Here is a 17,470-nt window from a genome sequence, read left to right as displayed (position 1 = left end):
TCGGTCTGGCCACATCCTAGGTGGGCGTCAGGCTCCAGGGACGAGGCGACGCACCTTCGACACGACCGGTCCGAGCAGCTCCTCCACCTCGCGCACGCGCAGCGCCCGCGCGAGCACCAGGTAGACGACACCGAACACCAGGCCGGCCAGGACGAGGGTGACGAGGTTCTCGACCCGCCCGGAGACCACGGACTCCACCCCGAGGCGGACCAGGTATGCCGCGCCGCCGGCCACGACGGCGGCGACACCCAGACGCGTGTAGGTGCGCGCGACGGGGCGCAGGGGCAGCCCGTCCAGGCGCCGACGGGCCCAGACCAGGCCCAGCGAAGCCCCGGCGAGGTTGCTCACCGTCTGGCCGAGGCCCACCGCGATGCCCATCCAGGCGACGGGCAGCGTCAGTGCGACGAGGCTGATCGCGGTGCCGACGCCGCTGGAGACGAGCTGCAGGACGAACGGGGTCCGGGCGTCCTCGAACGCGTAGTAGACGCGCTGCAGCAGGTAGAGCGTGCCGAACGGCACGAGGCCGGCCATCATCGCCACCATCACCACGGTGGTGGCGTGCACATCGGCGGCGGAGTTCTTGAAGAACAGGGTGCCGACGAGCGCGGTGCCGAGCACGAAGCTGGCCACGGTCGCCGGGACGGTGGCCACCGCCGTGAGCCGCATGCCCCGGCTGACGTCCCCGCGCACCTCGGCGAGGTCACCGGTGTTGGCGGCCTTGCTCATCCGGGTGAACAGGGCGGTCACCAGGGAGACGGTGACCAGGGAGTGGGGCAGCATGAACAGCAGGAAGGCGTTGCTGTAGGCGGTCAGCCCCGGCTCGTGCAGGTGCTGCTCCGAGCTGAGGCTCGTCGCCCGAGTGAGCACCTTGGAGGTGACGATGAACGACGCCTGGGAGACTCCGAGCGCGGCGAAGGTCCAGCCGGCCACCGTGGACGACGAACGCAGGCCGACGCCGCGGAAGCCCCAACGCGGACGGAAGCGGAAGCCGCCACGGCGCAACGGGACCAGCAGGACCAGCGCTTGGGCGATGATGCCCAGAGTCGTGGTGCCGGCGAGCAGCCAGATCATCCCGGGGGTCCAGGCCGAGACGTCGGGCTGGCGGGGGTAGCGCGTCAGGAAGATCGCCATGCCGGCGATCGACACCACGTTGGCCACGACAGGGGCCCACATGTATGCCGCGAACTGGGACCGCGCGTTCAGCACCTGCCCGAGCAGCGTGTAGAGGCCGTAGAAGAAGACCTGCGGCAGGCAGATCAGGGCGAACGAGATGCTCAGGCTCATGGTCTCGGGGGAGAAGCCCTGGCTGAAGAGGCGGACCAGCAGGCCGGCGGCCGCGGTCACGACCAGGGTCAGCACGCCCATGGCCACGATGGACAGGGTCAGGAGCCGGTCCACGAAGTCCTGGCCGCCATCGGCGTGCTGGGCCGCCTTGGTCAGCTGTGGCACCAGGACCGCGTTGAGGACGCCACCCGCGAGCAGCAGGAACAGCAGGTTGGGCAGCGTGTTCGCCACCTGGAACGCATCGGCGGACAGCCCGGTCATGCCGATCACGGCCCCGAGCATGGTGGCCCGGACCATGCCCAGGACGCGGGACACGATGGTGCCGGCTGCCATGACCGCGCTGGAGCGCGCGAGGCTGGCGGTGGAGTCGCTCATGGCAGGACATTCTCCTGTGGGGGAAGTGCGGGCCGGGTGCGGCCCCGGCGCAGGGACCGCAGGACGCCCAGGACGAGCACGAGGCCGGCCGCCACGCCGAGGACCCAGTAGACCCAGCCTGAGGTCGGGCTGACCCTGACGTCGACCCTCGCTCCCTGGCCGATCGGGGTCCCGTTGGCCGAGCTCAGGCTCGCCTGGATCGGGACCAGCCCGGCCGCGACGGCGGTGACGTGCACCTTGACCGTGACGCGGCTGCCCCGGTTGATCCGCAGTGGCTCCGGCTGGTCGTCGATGCGCAGCCGCGGGCTGCCCGGCTCGAGGTGCAGGCGCACGTCGTGCACCGACGTCTCGAGGGTGTTGACCACGGTAATCTGCAGGACCCCCTGGTCTGCCAGGAAGTTGACGGTCGCGGGGTTCACCCGAATGCCCGAGCTCACGCCGGACACGGCCCCGTCGACGGCGTCGCGGAGCGTGGCGAACGAGCGGGGCTGCCCGCGCCACCGCGAGGAGAGCTGCTGGGCGTTGGCGTCCTGCCAGAGCGCGGCCGGGAACTGGCTGGGGTCCACCACGCTGGCGACACCCTCGATGCTGGAACGCGTCTGAGGCAGCTCGGCCAGCGTCGACCGGGTCAGCGGGGAACGCCCCGGCGCCAGGGCGTCGGCGTACCGGCGGGGAGCCACGGCCGCGCCGGCCTCGGCCTCGGCGTCCACGGCCTCGTGGACCAGGTCGGTGGTGCTGACCGTGGTCAGCCAGGGTGCCGCGGCGCTCGCCTTGAGCAGCGCGGCCACGCTCGCCGGGTCTCCGGCGAAGGACCGCGACGCCGCCACCAGCGCCGAACGCCGCACCGAGGGCCGCTCCTGCAGCATCGTGATCGTCTCGGCGAGAAAGCGCTCGATGACGGCCGTCGTCTCCTGCGGAGACCGGGTGGCGGCGAGCAACGAGCTGAGCTGGTCGTCGTAGGCCAACAGCGGCAGGCCGTCGGGGGTGCGTCGCCCCGCACTCGGCGTGACGCCGTCGTCGGTGACCGGCAGCGAGGACGCCGACACCACTCCGGCGGTGAGCCCGTTGCCCCGGAACAGGTTGCGCAGCCCGGACTCCCGGGCCGGCGTCATCCGGCCGTCGACCGGCCAGGCGATGTCGTCACGGACGCTGTGGCCCACTGCGGCGCCTAGCTGGTCCGGGGTGGCCATCACAGTGGCAACGCTCGGGTCACCGGGGGAGAGGCCCAGCGTGGCCGCCAGGTCGGGGTCCGAGTAGGGCAGCGCCCACAGGGGATGGGCCGAGCCGGCCGCGGCGAGGCGGTTTCCCAGCGAGGTCGTCAACGTGGTGACGGCATCGGCCGGCGGGGTGACCGGACCGGTCCCGCCCGTGCTCGGCGTCGGCGTGGGGGTGGAGGTGGACGTGGGGGTGGGCGGCGGGGTGGTCGCGCTCGCGCCGGCCGGAGGCCCGAGCACGGCCGGGTCCACGAACCAGGTGACGCGACCGGCCCGGGTACCGGTGATCAGCCGGTCGATCCGCGAGCCGGGGCCGATCGCTTGCTGCCAGGCCCGCGTCCGCGCGCGGCTGGGCGCCCCGAACAGGGCGGGGTCGGGGTCCAGGGTCAGCGGGACCAGCCAGGCGAGGGAGAGGGGGGTGAACTCCTTGCGCTGGTACCACGGCAGGAACGTGTGCGAGGTGCCCGCGGGGGTCTCGGCCCCGGCAGGGGCGGCCTCGATGGCCAGGGGCAGGGCCGCGAAGGCCGAGGGGTTGGACACCGCCCGGGCCGGGATGGTGAGGGAGAACGCCGCCGTCTGGCCGGTGGTCAGGGAACCCTTGAGTGCCTGGTGGGCGACCACCGGACCGGGGGTGACCTCGCGTGAGCCCTGCGCCCACGAGGCCACCTGCTCGCGGTTGCCGAGGCCGTCGGCGCGCAACCGGGCCACCACGGTGGGGTTGGCCAAGGGGGCGGCACCGGTGTTGCGGATCGTGCCGCGCACCGTCACGGCCTGGCCGGGGCGGGCGATCTGGGGGCTGAAGGCGTCCAGCTGCACCGTCACCCTGGGCCCGGTCGCGGCGGGAGCCGTGAGGGGTGCGGTGGCCTGCGGGACCGCGGCCGCGGTGGCCGCAGCCGGGGCCACCACGGCGGTGGCCACGAGGGCAGCGGTGAGCACCCGACGTACCTGCGTCCACATGTGCGTGTCCTGCCGTCGCGTCACGCGGAGCCCGCCAGCCGCTCCCAGGCGGCCTGGGCGATGCGGCGTTCGTTGGGGAAGGTGAGGTGCTCATGGACCTCGTCCAGGGCGACCCAGGCGACGTCGATGGCCTCGGCGTCGGGGTCCCCGTCGATACTCAGCTCGCCTCCGGTGGCCTCGAGCAGGAAGTGGTGGACCACCTTGTGGATGCGCCGGTCCGGGGTGGAGAACCAGTAGTCGATGGTGCCCAGCGACTCGATCACGCGGCCGATGATGCCTGTCTCCTCCGCGACCTCACGGGCCGCCGTCTCGGGCAGTGACTCACCCGGCTCCATGTGTCCCTTGGGCAGGCACCACTCCACGCGACCGGCCCGGTTGCGCCGCGCGATCACGGCGATGCGGGCCGCGCCGTCCTGGACGTCGATGACCACCCCGCCGGCGGAGGTCTCCTCCACGGCCGGCAACCGGCGTGGCAGCCGGGTCGGCCGAGGGTCCGGGGAAGTCACCCCGTCACTGTAGCCAGCGCCGCGATGACCCTACCTGTCAGCGCAGGCGGTCGCCCGTCACGCGCCGTCACCTACCCTTGAGTCTCGTGTCCTCCACCGCCCGACCCAGCTCCCTCCTGCAGGAGGCCGTGCGCCGCCTCGCCCCCGTCCTGCCGCTGCTCACCGAGCTCGGGGAGCGTTTCGTCGCAGCCGGGCACGAGGTGGCCCTGGTCGGTGGCCCGGTCCGGGACGCGTTCCTCGGCCGCACCTCGCCCGACCTCGACTTCACCACCGACGCCACGCCGGAACAGACCGAGAAGGTCCTGCGGGGCTGGGTCGACGCCCACTGGGACGTCGGGCGGGCGTTCGGCACGATCGGGGCGCGCAAGGGCACCACCACGATCGAGGTGACGACCTACCGCGCCGACGCCTACGACCGCACCACCCGCAAGCCCGAGGTCGCCTTCGGCGACAACCTCGCCGACGACCTGGTGCGCCGCGACTTCACCGTCAACGCCATGGCGCTGCGGCTGCCGACGCTGGAGTTCGTCGACCCGCACGACGGCCTCGCCGACCTGGCCGCGCGGGTCCTGCGCACGCCGGGGACGCCGCAGGAGTCCTTCGCCGACGATCCGCTGCGCATGATGCGGGCGGCCCGGTTCGTGGCCCAGCTCGGCTTCACCCTGGCGCCGGAGGTCGACGCGGCGGTCCGGGACATGGCCGGGCGGCTGGAAATCATCTCGGCCGAGCGGATCAGGGTGGAGCTGGAGAAGCTGCTGCTCTCGCCGGACCCCAAGGCGGGCCTGCGGGTGCTGGTCGACACGGGGCTGGCCGACCAGATGCTCCCCGAGCTGCCCGCCCTGAAGCTCGAGCTCGACGAGCACCACCGGCACAAGGACGTCTACGAGCACTCCCTCATCGTGCTGGAGCAGGCGATCGCGCTCGAGGGGCCGCCGGACGGCCCGGAGGAGTCGGTGCCCGGTCCGGACCTGGTGCTGCGCCTGGCCGCGCTGCTGCACGACATCGGCAAGCCGGCGACCCGCCGGTTCGAGCCCGGCGGCGGCGTCAGCTTCCACCACCACGAGGTCGTCGGGGCCAAGATGACGGCCAAGCGGCTGCGCGCCCTGCGTTTCGACAAGGACACGGTCAAGGCCGTCTCGCGCCTGGTCGAGCTGCACCTGCGCTTCCACGGCTACGGCGAGGGCCAGTGGACCGACTCCGCGGTGCGCCGCTACGTCACCGACGCTGGGCCGCTGCTGCCGCGCCTGCACCGGCTGACTCGCTCCGACTGCACCACCCGCAACGTGCGCAAGGCCCAGCGCCTGTCCCGCACCTACGACGAGCTCGAGGCCCGCATCGCCCGCCTGCTGGAGCAGGAGGAGCTCGCCGCCGTGCGCCCCGAGCTGGACGGCAACCAGATCGCCGAGGTGCTCGGCATCCGGCCGGGGCCGCTGCTGGGACGGGCGTACAAGCACCTGCTGGCCGTGCGGCTGGACCGCGGGCTGATCGGGGAGGACGCCGCCCGGGAGGAGCTGCTCGCCTGGTGGGCGCAGCAGCCGGAGACCGCCGGCTGAGGACGGGTCAGGCGCGCTGGCGCAGGCTGGCCTGCCGGTACGCCCAGGACAGGGCCAGGTAGGCCACTGCCAGCACGGCAAACACCACGGGCGCGTCACCGTCGGTCGGGACGACCACCGCGGCCACGGCGATCGCGACGACGAACGCGGCGTTGAACAGCACGTCGTAGACGCTGAAGACCCGGCCCCGGAAGGCGTCGTCGACGTCGCGCTGCACCAGGGTGTCCACGCAGATCTTCAGGCTCTGCCCGGCCCACCCGATGACCGCGGCTGCGACCAGCAGCACGGGCAGCGCGAGCACCGGGACGAGGGCGGCGGTGGCCAGCCCCGCCCCGGTCAGGGCCAGCGCGACGACGGTCGTCGGGTCGTGGCGGCGCCGCACCCACCAGGGCGTGACGAAGGCGGCGACCAGGAACCCGCCGGCCCCGGCGCCGAGCACCCACCCGAGCACGGTCAGCCCGCGCTGGCTCGAGCCGTCGCCGAAGTGGTTGCGCGCGAGCAGGATCAGGGCCAGCGTCGAGACCCCGAAGAGCAGCCGGTGGCCGGTCATCGCGCCCAGGGCGTTCGCAGCGGTATGCCGTGAGCGCAGGTGCCGCAGGCCGCGCACCAGGTCGCGAGCCACTTCGGCGATGCCGGCGGCGGTGCCCGGGGTGAACGGCTCACGGTCGGGCCCGAGCTGGGTGGGCCGCAGACGCAGGGCCAGTGCCGCCGCACCCGCGAGCAGCACGGCGACGATGAGCACCAGCCCCGGGTGGCCCGCGCCGGTCAGCCGGGCGGCGTAGGCGATCCCGCCGCCCACGAGGTAGGCGGCGGTGCCCAGCGTTGGGGTCACCGCGTTGGCAGCCACCAGGTGGGCGGGGTCGACCACGTGGGGCAGGCCGGCGGACAGCGCTGCGAGCAGGAACCGGTTGATGCTCAGGAAGGTGAGCACCACGGCATACAGGACGGGGTCAGGGGCGGGCAGGGCGAGCAGGACGGCCACGACCACGGCCAGGGCGGCCCGCACCAGGTTGCCGAGCATCAGGGTGTTGCGCCTCGACCAGCGGTCCAGGGGCACCCCGGCCCAAGGCCCGATCACCGTGAACGGCAGCGTGAGCACCGCGAACGCGGCGGCGATCCCCCCGGGCGTCGTGGCCCGCTCCGGGGAGAAGAAGAACAGCGAGGCGAGGGCGACCTCGAAGACCCCGTCGCCGAGCTGGCTGGTGAGGCGGACGGCAAGCAGCCGACGGAACGATGGCCCGAAGGCCCACAACCGGGGCGCGGGCGCGGGGCTCGCCGCGGCGGTCACGTCGCCATCGTGTCATGTGGAGGCGGCGTGGGCGGTTGGCACAGCCGTGTTGCCGCAGGAGGATCGAGGCATGGGGCGGGACGAGCGGTGGGGGCAGGCCGGCGGAACGGTCTTCGGCGGGAGGCCGACCGTCCTGGGGCATCGGGGGCTGGGCCGGGGACCGGGGGAAAACACCCGCGAGACGCTGCGCCAGGCCCTAGCCGTCGGGTTGCGCTGGGTCGAGACCGATGTGCGGCGCACGGCCGACGACAAGCTGGTCGTCGGGCACTTCCCCACGTGGCAGGACGGCTCGTTCGTGGCACAGCTGTCGCTGGACCAGGCGCGGGAGCTGGGGGCGTGCACGCTGGCGGAGTACGTCGGCGACCTGCCCGCGGGGATCGGGGTCAACCTCGACGTCAAGAGCTGTCTGGAGGACGCCCTGAGGCCCGCGGGAGCGACCACCGCAGGTCTGCTGGCTCCGGTGGCGGAGGACCTGGCCAGGCAGCGGCCCGTGCTGGCGACCTCCTTCGACCCCGCGGCGCTGCTCGGGCTCCGGGCCGGCGCGCCCGCTCTGTCTCTGGGCCTGCTCACGTGGGTGGGCTTCCCCCTGCGCAAGGCGGTGCCGGCCGCGGTGCACCTCGGCGTGGACGTCCTGGCCGCGCACTGGACCTCGTTCGGACCCAACGAGGTCGACCGGGCCCCGGTGCACGCCCCGCCGAAGGAGTCGATCGCCGTGGCGCACGAAGCGGGGCTGGAGGTCGTCGTCTGGTGCCCCGACGTGGAGCAGGCGCGTCAGCTGCTCCAGGACGGGGCGGACGCGGTGGTGGTCGACGACGTGCCGCGCGTGCTGCCGTCCCTGCGCGGCCTGGCGGACTGAGGACGGGGGCGGGCAGGCCGGCCCAGCTGTGGGCCGGGTCAGTCGAGGACGACGAGGACGTCGCCCTCCTGCACCACGTCGCCCTCCTGGACCCGCACGTCGGTGACGGTGCCGTCCTCCTCCGCGAGGACCGGGATCTCCATCTTCATCGACTCCAGGAGCGCGAGCTCGTCACCGGCGGAGACCGTGTCGCCGACCGAGACGAGGACCTTGGCGACGTTGGCGACGAGATCGGAGGCGACTTCGGTGCTCATGGGCTCACCCTAGTGGCCCAGACCACAGCCGCCTCCTGCAGAGGCCTGCTACAGCGGGTTGGGGCAGCCGACGTTGCCCCAGCCGTCGCACCCGAGCCGGATGTCCTCGGCGGTGCGCAGCAACACCCTGCCGCCGGAGTCCACCAGCAGGTGGGAAGAGCGTCCCCAGTAGTAGTCGGTCGAGGTGTTGTGGCCGGTGCCGGTGTGCACGCGCACCGAGGCGCCGGGGTCCAGCCGGGTGCGCGGCAGCTCGTAGGTGCTGCCCCCCACGGACACCACGAGGAACGACAGGTCGGTCCGGGTGGCCGCGGTGTTGGTGAGCGTGATGACCTCGCGGACCGGGTCGGCGGTGACCCGCACGTTCCCCTTGCGGGCGTCGGTGCAGGCGACGAGACAGGGGTAGATCGCGTGCGCGCGCAGGTCGCCCTGCGGGTCGAACAGGTAGGCGCCGTTGCCAGGCGCTCCGACGTCGACGTTGCCGAACTTGGGCCAGGTCGAGCCCCAGTAGAAGTTCGTGCCCGTGGGGATGCCCTTACCCACGTGAAGAGTGATGTAGCTGCCTGGGGCGATCGAGCTGTGCTCCGGAAAACGATAGGAATCGGGGGCGCCTGTTCGCACCCACCAGCCCCCGATGGCGAGCCGCGTCGTCCCGCCGTTGAGGATGCGGACGTATTCCGCGTTGGGGTTGGTGGACTCATCACCGTCGCCGTCGTAGTTGACCCAGAGACGGATGGGATTGCCTTGTTGGGGGCCGGAACCGCAGTACACGGGGTTCCAGAGCGCCTGTCCCTTCTTCGCTGCTTCCTGGGCGGCCGCCGAGTAGGGCTTCCAGCGACCCGTCTCGGGCGGGATGTTCAGCGGGATTGCCTGGCCGGCCTGCAGCATCACCAAGGCGGTGTCGACGACGCCGGTTCTGGTGACGGTGTCGACATACCGGACCGGCCGGCCCGCACTGACGGCGCGTGCGTTGGCAGCGGTGAGCCGAACGCGCTTGCCATAGGTCAACGAGCTCATCAGTGCCGTGGCGGGCGCCGAATGGCACTGGCCGACCTCCATGGCCTGGATGCCGGAGTTGCGGATGCTCTGCGGGGTGGTGATGCCGTCACCCCAGACATCCACGTTGATCGTGTCACCGTCGACAGTGCGCATCGAGCGGCCCTCGGTTACCGCACGTTGCTGCACCCAGGTCGCGGCCGCCGGGGTCGCGGTGAGCAGGACCGTCAGGCCGGCGAGGGTCGCGGTGACGATCGTGGCGCGCGGGCGGTGTCCTCGGGCTCGACGGGTCCACACAGCGTCGCCTCCGTTCCCCCCGCGGCAACGGATCCACGGGACCCAGCACGCTAGGGCGCCCGGGACCAAGGACATGGAGACTTGACCAAACCCGGACGAACTGCTGACTCAGGGACGAAACGGCCCGGCTGTCCGTGGTGGACAGCCGGGCCGTTCCGGTGTGCGTGCGGCAGGTCAGCGCGCGGTCAGCGCTCCTCGGTTCCGGCGATGAAGGCCTCGAGCCTGGTGCGGCCCTCGGTGTCCTCGCGCTGCACCGGCGGGGACTTCATCAGGTAGGACGAGGCGGAGATCAGCGCGCCGCCGATGCCGCGGTCCTTGGCGATCTTGGCCGCGCGGATGGCGTCGATGATGATGCCGGCGGAGTTGGGGGAGTCCCAGACCTCGAGCTTGTACTCGAGGTTGAGCGGGACGTCACCGAACGCACGGCCCTCGAGGCGCACGTAGGCCCACTTGCGGTCGTCGAGCCACTGCACGTAGTCCGACGGGCCGATGTGGACGTTCTTGTCCTCGATCTTGCCGGCGAGCGGGCCGGTGAGGTTGGAGGTGACGGCCTGGGTCTTGGAGACCTTCTTGGACTCGAGGCGGTCGCGCTCCAGCATGTTCTTGAAGTCCATGTTGCCGCCGACGTTGAGCTGGTAGGTGCGGTCCAGCACCACGCCGCGGTCCTCGAACAGCTTGGCCATCACGCGGTGGGTGATGGTGGCGCCGACCTGGGACTTGATGTCGTCACCGATGATCGGCACGCCGGCCTTCTCGAACTTCTCGGCCCACTCCGGGTCGGAGGCGATGAAGACGGGCAGGGCGTTGACGAAGGCGACGCCGGCGTCGATGGCGCACTGCGCGTAGTACTTGTCGGCCTCCTCGGAGCCCACCGGCAGGTAGGACACGAGCACGTCGACCTTGGCGTCCTTGAGGGCCTGGACGACGTCCACCGGCTCGGCGTCCGACTCCTCGATGGTCAGGCGGTAGTACTTGCCCAGGCCGTCGTTGGTCACACCACGCTGCACGATGACGCCGGTCGGCGGCACGTCGGCGATCTTGATGGTGTTGTTCTCGGAGGCGTTGATGGCCTCGGAGAGGTCGAAGCCGACCTTCTTGGCGTCCACGTCGAACGCGGCGACGAACTCGACGTCCTTGACGTGGTAGTCACCGAACTGCACGTGCATCAGGCCGGGCACAGTGCCGTTCGGGTCGGCGTCCTTGTAGTACTCGACACCCTGAACCAGCGAGCTGGCGCAGTTGCCGACGCCAACGATGGCGACGCGCACGGATCCCATGGGGGTTCTCCTTGTTGTGGGTGGTGGAACTGCTCGGGGGGAAGTGGTGGGTATGACCGTCGGTCAGGTCTGCGGGACCGGCCCGCCACCGGGTGGCAGCGGGGGGCCGGTGCGTTCGGCGCTGATCAGCTCGGAGAGCCAGCGCACCTCCCGCTCCGCGGACTCCAGGCCGTGCCGCTGCAGCTCAGCGGTGTAGGCGTCGGCCCGCTCCCGGTTCTTGACCGCGGCGGAGCGGAACGCGTCCAGGCGCTCCTCCAGCCGGCTGCGCCGGCCCTCGAGGATGCGCAGGCGCACGTCGGCCTCGGTGCGGGCGAAGAAGGCGAAGTGCACGTCGAAGGTCTCGTCCTCCCAGGCCGCGGGACCGGCGTCGGTCAGCAGCTCCTGGAAGCGCTCCTTGCCCTCGGCGGTCAGCTCGTAGACGATCCGCGCGCGCCGGCTGCTCGGGGCGGGAGCCGCCCTGGCCGGGTCGGGGGAGGTCTCGGCGATCCAGCCGCGCTCGACCAGGTCGCGCAGGCAGGGGTAGAGCGTGCCGTAGGAGAGCGCACGGAAGGCGCCGAGGATGGTGTTGAGGCGCTTGCGCAGCTCGTAGCCGTGCATGGGCGCGTCGTGCAGCAGGCCGAGGACGGCGAGCTCGAGCAGAGCGGCGCGACGGCTCATGGGGCTCACCTCCGGGATGGTGCGTTCGGTCACAGCTGCTGCTGGTGCGCGCCACCATACCCCACAGATATATCGCAGCGATATATCTGCATTTCGACGTACCGCGCTCGCCCCGTTACGCTCGGGCGGCGTGGGCCGCCCCCACGACCGGTTTCGACGAGGCACGCACAAGACCCGTCGGCATACTGACCGGCAGCCACGCCCGCTCGTTCAACGGAAGAAGACACGTGAACGCACAGACCCGAGCAAGTACCGCCGGCCGACGCCGTGCCCAGCCGCCCCAGAAGCAGCAGGGCTGGCGCCGGTTCTTCACGTGGAAGCGGGTGCTGCTCACGCTGGCGGCGCTCGGTGTGCTCGGCGTGGCAGGCTTCGCCGTCGCCTACGCGACCACCCCGATCCCCAACCCCAACCAGCTGGCCACCTCGCAGGCCTCGGTCATCTACTACGCCGACGGCAAGACCGAGCTGGCCCGGATCAGCCAGATCAACCGCGAGTCGGTGTCGCTGAGCAAGGTGCCGCTGCACGTGCAGCGGGCTCTCCTCGCAGCGGAGGACCGCAACTTCTACAACGAGAGCGGGGTCTCCCCGACCGGTATCGGCCGGGCCGTGCTCGTGGCCATGCGGGGCGGGCCCACCCAGGGTGGCTCGACGATCACGCAGCAGTACGTCAAGAACTACTTCCTCACCCAGGATCAGACGATCACGCGGAAGTACAAGGAGCTGATGATCTCGATCAAGGTCGATCAGTCCCAGAGCAAGAACCAGATCCTGGAGAGCTACCTCAACACCATCTACTTCGGCCGGGGTGCCTACGGCATCCAGGCCGCGGCGAAGACCTACTTCGGCAAGGACGTCTCGCAGCTGACCGTGGCCCAGGGCGCCCTGCTCGCCTCGGTCATCAACGGCCCCTCGCTGTACGACCCGGCGAACGGCCCGCAGGCGCTCCAGGCCGCGAAGAACCGCGTGCAGTACGTCCTGGACGGCATGAAGAAGGAGGGGTGGATCACCCAGGAGCAGTTCGACCAGGCGAAGTTCCCCAAGGTCGACGACCCGAAGAACCGCCAGAAGTCCAGGAACGGCGCCCTGGGCTACATCACCAACGCGGTCAAGGACGAGCTCAAGAGCCGGCTCAAGCTGACCGACGCCGACATCGACCGGGGTGGCTACAAGGTCGTCACCACGATCGACAAGAACGCGGAGGACTCGGCCATCCAGGCCGTGAACGACAACCTGCCCGGTTCGGGGTCGAGCCAGGCCTCCAAGCAGCTGCACGCAGGCCTGGTCGCGATCAAGCCCGGTGACGGCGCGATCGTGGCGATGTACGGCGGCCGGGACTACAACAAGGTGCAGTTCAACTCGGCCACCGACGCCCACCTGCAGGCGGGTTCGACGTTCAAGGCCTTCGGCTTGCTCGCCGCGCTGCAGAAGGGCATCAGCACCAAGACCCGCTTCGACGGCCACAGCCCGCAGGACTTCCCCGAGTTCAAGGGCCAGAACGGCTCGACGGGCAGCGAGGTCGACGCCAACGGCACCATCCGCAACTTCGGCGACGAGCAGTTCGGTGACATCGACCTGCGCACGGCCACGGCCCACTCGGTCAACACCGTCTTCGCGGCGCTGAACATCAAGGTCACGCCCCAGTCGACGATGGAGGCGGCCATCGCCGCCGGCGTCCCGGAGTCCACACCGGGCCTGAGCCCCAACTACGCCAACATCCTCGGCTCCGCCTCGCCGAGGGTCATCGACATGGCCAACGCCTACGCCACCATCGCGGCGCAGGGCACCCGGGCCAAGCCGTACCTCATCAAGTCGGTCACCTCGGGCAGCGGCAGCATCGACTACAAGGCCAACAAGGACGTGCGCCCGGCCTTCGACAAGGACGTCACCGCCGACGCCACCGACGCCATGACCCGTGTGGTCAAGGAGGGCACCGCCCAGCACGCCCAGGAGCTGGGCCGCCCGGCCGCCGGCAAGACCGGTACGACCACCAAGAACAAGGCGGTCTGGTTCGACGGGTTCACCCCGCAGCTCGCCGCCGCGGTGGGCATCTACCAGGGCGACGGCACCGGCAGCATCAAGGTCGACGGCTTCGGTGAGGTCACCGGTGGCACGTACCCGGTGAAGATCTGGACGGCCTTCATGGAGGGCGCCCTCAAGGGCAAGCCGGTCCAGGACTTCCCGCCGCGCGCCGGCATCGGCGACGACCAGGTCGCCCCGCCCACGCCGACCACGACGGCGACCAGCTCAACGAGCACCACCTCCACGACGAGCACGACGACGGCGCCGCCGACGTCCGCGACGACGACCAGGACCAAGGGTCCGAAGCCGACGTTCACCGTGCCGTTCCCGGGTGGCGGTGGCCAGACCTCCACGGGCGGAGGGACCCCGACCACCGGTTCGACCTCGGGCGGAGCCGGCAGACGCGGCCAGCCGACGCCGACGCCATAGCGGCACCCACGCCCACGGGGCGCCTCCTGCACCATGCGGGGGCGCCCCGTCGCCGTCTCCCCGGTCGATGCGGGGCACGGCATACCGCAGGGACGTCGGCCACGGGCCAGCCAGAGCCCGTAGTCTGCGCGACATGCGCCCGAGCACCTCGCCCGACCAGACCGTGGCGCCGACGCTGGAGGACCCCGTGGCGGCGGCGGCCAGCCAGGTCGCCGGAGGCCCGTTGGGCCGGTATGCCGCGATCGGGCGCCGCTCGCGCGACGGCTGGCAGGCGGCCGCGGCCGTGCTCAGCGGACTCGTCGCGCTGATGGTCGCCCTCTCCGTGGCCCAGCGGGCGCACTGCCTGCGGACCGGGTGGAGCACCCCCGACCAGTTCTGGCACGCGTGCTACTCCGACCTGCCGCTGGTCTTCCAGACCTCCGGACTGGCCACCGGCACGCTGCCCTACCTCCACAACGGTGCCGGGTCGCTGGACCAACCGGTCGGGAGCGGCCTCGCCATGTGGGTCATGGCGCTGCTCGTGCCCGGCGGGCCGGTGACCACCCGGCAGCAGTGGTACTTCGGGCTGTGGGCGGTCCTCGTCACCGTGCTGCTCGTGCTGCTCGTCATCGTGACCGCCGCGTCGGTGCGCCGGCACCCGTGGAAGGCCGCCCACGTCGCGCTCTCGCCGGTCATCGTCACCGCCTCGCTGGTCTCGGTCGACCTGTTGGGCGTGGTGCTGACCTCCGTGGGGCTGTGGGCCTGGGGTCGGCGTCGGGTGCCGCTGGCCGGGCTGGTGCTCGGCCTCGCGGTCGCGACCCGCACCTACCCCCTCGTCATCGTGGCCGCCATCGGCCTGGTCGCGGTGCGGGGTGGCCGGCTGCGGCAGTGGGCCGCGCTCGCCGGCGCGACCCTGGCGACCTGGCTTCTGGTGTCGCTGCCCTGGCTCGTCGTCAACGCCGACGGGTTCCTGTCCACCTACCGGCGCTGGTGGGGCGCAGGGGCCGGCTACGGCTCGCTGTGGCTGGTGCCGCAGCTGTTCGACCACGACCTGCCTGTCGGGGCGGTGACGGTCCTGGCCGTGATGGGCTGGGTCGCCGCGCTGGTCGCCGGTGCTGTCCTCGCCCTCGCCACCCAGCGCCGGCCCGCCGTTGCCGAGGTTGCCCTGCTGATGCTGGCGATCGTCCTGGTGACCGGCAAGTCCGTGCCCGTCCAGGCGTGCCTGTGGCTGCTGCCGCTGATCGCGCTGGTAGGCGTGCGCTGGCGCGACCACCTCATCTGGGCCGGTAGCGAGGTCGTCTACTCCGTCGCGGTCTGGCTCTACCTCGCCGGGCTCAGCGTCAAGGACCGCGGCCTGCCCTCCGGTCCGTATGCCGGGCTGCTGCTCGCGCGGCTGCTGGCCCTGGGGTGGCTGGTCGCCCAGGTGGTGCGCGTGGCGCGGGCCCGGTGGGCCCTGCCCGAGGACGAGCTGGAGGAGACCGAGGTCGCCGAGCAGGAGCGGCTGGAGGGTGAGGTCGACGAGCTCGCCGGCCCGATCGCCGGCGCGGAGGACCGGGTCCTGGTGCGCTTCGGGTGACCCGGGCCGGACACGCGGTCGCTGATTTCTTCCCGGCCGCGACGTGCGGGTACCCTCGTGAAGTTCGCCGCGGCATACCCACTGTCAGTGACCACTGGCAGAGTGCGCCGCGGTGGGACGCTGCAACCCTCCTGTCACGGAAAGACCGTGACCGCTCTAGACCAAAGGAGGTGGGTTAACAGCATGCGTCAGTACGAGCTCATGATCATCCTCGACCCCGAACTCGAGGAGCGCACGATCCAGCCGAGCCTCGACAAGTTCCTCACCGTCGTCACCAAGGACGGCGGCACCGTGGACAACGTCGACATCTGGGGTCGTCGCCGGATGGCCTACGACATCAAGAAGGAGTCCGAGGGCATCTACGCGGTCGTCAACATGACCACCGAGCCGGCCACCGCCAAGGAGCTGGACCGCCAGCTCAACCTGAACGAGTCTGTCCTGCGGACCAAGCTCCTGCGCCCCGGCGCCTGAGAACAGGGGATCACACCATGGCTGGCGACACCGTCATCACGATCATCGGCAACATCACCAACGACCCGGAGCTGCGGTTCACGCCGTCCGGGGCTGCGGTGGCCAACTTCACCGTTGCGTCGACGCCGCGCGCGTTCGACCGTCAGAGCAACGAGTGGAAGGACGGCGAGACGCTGTTCATGCGCTGCTCGGTGTGGCGTGACGCGGCGGAGAACGTCGCCGAGTCGCTCCAGCGTGGCACCCGCGTGATCGTGTCCGGCCGACTGAAGTCTCGTTCCTACGAGACCAAGGAAGGCGAGAAGCGCACGGTCGTGGAGATGGAGGTCGACGAGGTCGGCCCCTCGCTGCGCTACGCGACGGCCAAGGTCAACCGCACCCAGCGCGGTGGCGGCGGCGGCTTCGGCGGCAACCAGGGCGGGGGCAACTCCGGCTTCGGTGGCGGCCAGAGCGCGCCGAGCGACGACCCCTGGGCCACCGGCCCGTCCGCGGGTGCTCCCCAGGGCGCTCCGCAAGGTGGCGGCTGGGGCGCCGGCCCGTCCTACGACGAGCCGCCCTTCTAACAGAAAAGGGAACAGGGAACACGCCCGACAAGGTGAGCCCTGTGACCGTGGTGAGACGGCTTCCTTGTGCCTGTGAAGCCGGCCGCACCAACAGGTGAGACGCGAGTCCCACCGGAACCACACGCTATCCCGGAGCACACACTCCGGGCTCTCACAGAATGGAGAGCACCACGATGGCCAAGCCCGTAGTGCGCAAGCCCAAGAAGAAGGCCAACCCGCTCAAGGCGGCGAAGGTCGAGAACATCGACTACAAGGACACCGCGCTGCTGCGCAAGTTCATCTCCGACCGCGGCAAGATCCGCGCTCGTCGGGTGACCGGCGTGTCCGTCCAGGAGCAGCGCCTCATCGCCACGGCCGTGAAGAACGCCCGTGAGATGGCCCTGCTGCCCTACTCCAGCTCGGCTCGCTGAGCTAGCTCACTGAGTCGTCGCGAAGGAGACAACCCATGAAGCTCATCCTCACCCAGGAGGTGTCGGGTCTCGGCACCGCCGGTGACGTCGTCGAGGTCAAGGACGGCTACGCCCGCAACTTCCTGTTCCCCCGCGGTCTGGCCACGGCCTGGACCAAGGGCGGCCAGAAGCAGGTCGACTCGATCCGCAAGGGTCGCGAGACCCGCGAGGTGAAGTCGCTCGACGAGGCCAAGGCCATCAAGGGCCAGCTCGAGGCCAAGGCCGTCAAGGTCGAGGCCAAGACCGGTGCGTCGGGCCGCCTCTTCGGCGCCGTCACCCCGGCCGAGATCGCCGCGGCCGTCACGGCTGCCGGTGGTCCGGCGCTGGACCGCCGCAAGATCGAGATCGCCACGCCGATCAAGTCCACCGGGTCGCACCAGGCGCTCGTGCGCCTGCACCCGGAGGTCCAGGCCACGGTCGCGCTGACCGTCGTCGCCGGCTGACGCACGCTCCCGCTGCCTCGGCAGCAGCCGAAGG

The 17,470-nt window shown here is 71.3% G+C and carries 16 protein-coding genes; 8 read left to right on the top strand and 8 right to left on the bottom strand.

Going from position 1 to position 17,470, the window contains the following annotated elements:
* Positions 1 to 27: 27 nt before the first annotated feature.
* From murJ to ACXVGS_RS03710, 3 genes are read right to left on the bottom strand one after another with little or no spacing between them, the layout of a single operon-like run.
* Positions 28 to 1,659 carry a murein biosynthesis integral membrane protein MurJ gene (gene murJ, locus ACXVGS_RS03720; protein WP_458528534.1) on the bottom strand — a complete coding sequence of 544 codons (1,632 nt, stop codon included), beginning with the start codon at positions 1,657 to 1,659 and terminating at the stop codon, positions 28 to 30.
* Positions 1,656 to 3,830: a DUF6049 family protein gene (locus tag ACXVGS_RS03715; protein ID WP_458528535.1), complete on the bottom strand. Its 2,175-nt coding sequence runs from the start codon at positions 3,828 to 3,830 to the stop codon at positions 1,656 to 1,658. Before ACXVGS_RS03715 ends, murJ begins: the two co-directional genes overlap by 4 nt.
* 20 nt (positions 3,831 to 3,850) lie before the next feature.
* Positions 3,851 to 4,336: an NUDIX hydrolase gene (locus ACXVGS_RS03710; RefSeq protein ID WP_458528536.1), complete on the bottom strand. Its 486-nt coding sequence runs from the start codon at positions 4,334 to 4,336 to the stop codon at positions 3,851 to 3,853.
* Between the two features lie 86 nt (positions 4,337 to 4,422).
* On the opposite strand from ACXVGS_RS03710, the gene ACXVGS_RS03705 reads away from it, so the two are divergent.
* The gene (locus ACXVGS_RS03705; protein WP_458528537.1) at positions 4,423 to 5,889 is read left to right on the top strand and encodes a CCA tRNA nucleotidyltransferase; all 1,467 of its coding nucleotides are present in this window, start codon (positions 4,423 to 4,425) and stop codon (positions 5,887 to 5,889) included.
* A 7-nt stretch (positions 5,890 to 5,896) separates the two neighbouring features.
* On the opposite strand, the gene ACXVGS_RS03700 is transcribed toward ACXVGS_RS03705, so the two are convergent.
* Positions 5,897 to 7,177 (bottom strand): MFS transporter, encoded by a 1,281-nt coding sequence (locus ACXVGS_RS03700; protein WP_458528538.1) that lies wholly within the window; start codon positions 7,175 to 7,177, stop codon positions 5,897 to 5,899.
* Positions 7,178 to 7,247: 70 nt separating this feature from the next.
* Here ACXVGS_RS03700 and ACXVGS_RS03695 point away from each other — a divergent pair, with 70 nt between their 5' ends.
* Positions 7,248 to 8,033 (top strand): glycerophosphodiester phosphodiesterase, encoded by a 786-nt coding sequence (locus ACXVGS_RS03695; protein ID WP_458528539.1) that lies wholly within the window; start codon positions 7,248 to 7,250, stop codon positions 8,031 to 8,033.
* 38 nt (positions 8,034 to 8,071) lie between these two features.
* Here the strand turns inward: ACXVGS_RS03695 and ACXVGS_RS03690 are convergent, their stop codons facing one another.
* From ACXVGS_RS03690 to ACXVGS_RS03675, 4 genes are all read right to left on the bottom strand, one after another.
* Entirely contained in the window at positions 8,072 to 8,287 is a 216-nt protein-coding gene (locus ACXVGS_RS03690; protein ID WP_141790562.1) for a biotin/lipoyl-binding carrier protein, read from the bottom strand.
* 48 nt (positions 8,288 to 8,335) lie between these two features.
* Entirely contained in the window at positions 8,336 to 9,577 is a 1,242-nt protein-coding gene (locus tag ACXVGS_RS03685) for a lamin tail domain-containing protein (protein ID WP_458528540.1), read from the bottom strand.
* A gap of 185 nt (positions 9,578 to 9,762) precedes the next feature.
* Entirely contained in the window at positions 9,763 to 10,854 is a 1,092-nt protein-coding gene (locus tag ACXVGS_RS03680; RefSeq protein ID WP_458528541.1) for an inositol-3-phosphate synthase, read from the bottom strand.
* A gap of 63 nt (positions 10,855 to 10,917) precedes the next feature.
* Positions 10,918 to 11,511: a helix-turn-helix transcriptional regulator gene (locus tag ACXVGS_RS03675; RefSeq protein ID WP_458528542.1), complete on the bottom strand. Its 594-nt coding sequence runs from the start codon at positions 11,509 to 11,511 to the stop codon at positions 10,918 to 10,920.
* A gap of 227 nt (positions 11,512 to 11,738) precedes the next feature.
* Here ACXVGS_RS03675 and ACXVGS_RS03670 point away from each other — a divergent pair, with 227 nt between their 5' ends.
* From ACXVGS_RS03670 to rplI, 6 genes are all read left to right on the top strand, one after another.
* Complete coding sequence (locus tag ACXVGS_RS03670; protein ID WP_458528543.1) at positions 11,739 to 13,958, top strand: transglycosylase domain-containing protein; 2,220 nt, start codon at positions 11,739 to 11,741, stop codon at positions 13,956 to 13,958.
* A gap of 133 nt (positions 13,959 to 14,091) precedes the next feature.
* A complete protein-coding gene (locus tag ACXVGS_RS03665) occupies positions 14,092 to 15,513 on the top strand; it encodes a glycosyltransferase 87 family protein (protein ID WP_458536635.1) in 1,422 nt (473 codons plus the stop codon).
* A 183-nt stretch (positions 15,514 to 15,696) separates the two neighbouring features.
* Positions 15,697 to 15,984 (top strand): 30S ribosomal protein S6, encoded by a 288-nt coding sequence (gene rpsF, locus ACXVGS_RS03660; protein WP_458536634.1) that lies wholly within the window; start codon positions 15,697 to 15,699, stop codon positions 15,982 to 15,984.
* A gap of 17 nt (positions 15,985 to 16,001) precedes the next feature.
* A complete protein-coding gene (locus tag ACXVGS_RS03655; protein ID WP_458536633.1) occupies positions 16,002 to 16,544 on the top strand; it encodes a single-stranded DNA-binding protein in 543 nt (180 codons plus the stop codon).
* 173 nt (positions 16,545 to 16,717) lie between these two features.
* On the top strand, positions 16,718 to 16,954 hold the full coding sequence (gene rpsR, locus ACXVGS_RS03650; protein WP_013494395.1) for a 30S ribosomal protein S18: 237 nt from the start codon (positions 16,718 to 16,720) through the stop codon (positions 16,952 to 16,954).
* A 35-nt stretch (positions 16,955 to 16,989) separates the two neighbouring features.
* A complete protein-coding gene (gene rplI / locus ACXVGS_RS03645) occupies positions 16,990 to 17,436 on the top strand; it encodes a 50S ribosomal protein L9 (protein ID WP_458528546.1) in 447 nt (148 codons plus the stop codon).
* Positions 17,437 to 17,470: the final 34 nt, after the last annotated feature.

It is taken from the genome of Oryzihumus sp., assembly GCF_054325275.1.
The sequence above is the reverse complement of the archived record's forward strand: the minus strand, read 5'-3'. Positions and strand labels throughout refer to the sequence as shown.

Excerpts from the sequence above, each read along its gene's own strand:
- ACXVGS_RS03715 (WP_458528535.1), bottom strand. The coding sequence starts at position 3,830 with ATGTGGACGCAGGTACGTCGGGTGCTCACCGCTGCCCTCGTGGCCACC.
- ACXVGS_RS03655 (WP_458536633.1), top strand. The coding sequence starts at position 16,002 with ATGGCTGGCGACACCGTCATCACGATCATCGGCAACATCACCAACGAC.
- murJ (WP_458528534.1), bottom strand. The coding sequence starts at position 1,659 with ATGAGCGACTCCACCGCCAGCCTCGCGCGCTCCAGCGCGGTCATGGCA.
- rplI (WP_458528546.1), top strand. The coding sequence starts at position 16,990 with ATGAAGCTCATCCTCACCCAGGAGGTGTCGGGTCTCGGCACCGCCGGT.
- ACXVGS_RS03695 (WP_458528539.1), top strand. The coding sequence starts at position 7,248 with ATGGGGCGGGACGAGCGGTGGGGGCAGGCCGGCGGAACGGTCTTCGGC.
- ACXVGS_RS03665 (WP_458536635.1), top strand. The coding sequence starts at position 14,092 with ATGCGCCCGAGCACCTCGCCCGACCAGACCGTGGCGCCGACGCTGGAG.
- rpsR (WP_013494395.1), top strand. The coding sequence starts at position 16,718 with ATGGCCAAGCCCGTAGTGCGCAAGCCCAAGAAGAAGGCCAACCCGCTC.
- ACXVGS_RS03690 (WP_141790562.1), bottom strand. The coding sequence starts at position 8,287 with ATGAGCACCGAAGTCGCCTCCGATCTCGTCGCCAACGTCGCCAAGGTC.
- rpsF (WP_458536634.1), top strand. The coding sequence starts at position 15,697 with ATGCGTCAGTACGAGCTCATGATCATCCTCGACCCCGAACTCGAGGAG.
- ACXVGS_RS03675 (WP_458528542.1), bottom strand. The coding sequence starts at position 11,511 with ATGAGCCGTCGCGCCGCTCTGCTCGAGCTCGCCGTCCTCGGCCTGCTG.
- ACXVGS_RS03680 (WP_458528541.1), bottom strand. The coding sequence starts at position 10,854 with ATGGGATCCGTGCGCGTCGCCATCGTTGGCGTCGGCAACTGCGCCAGC.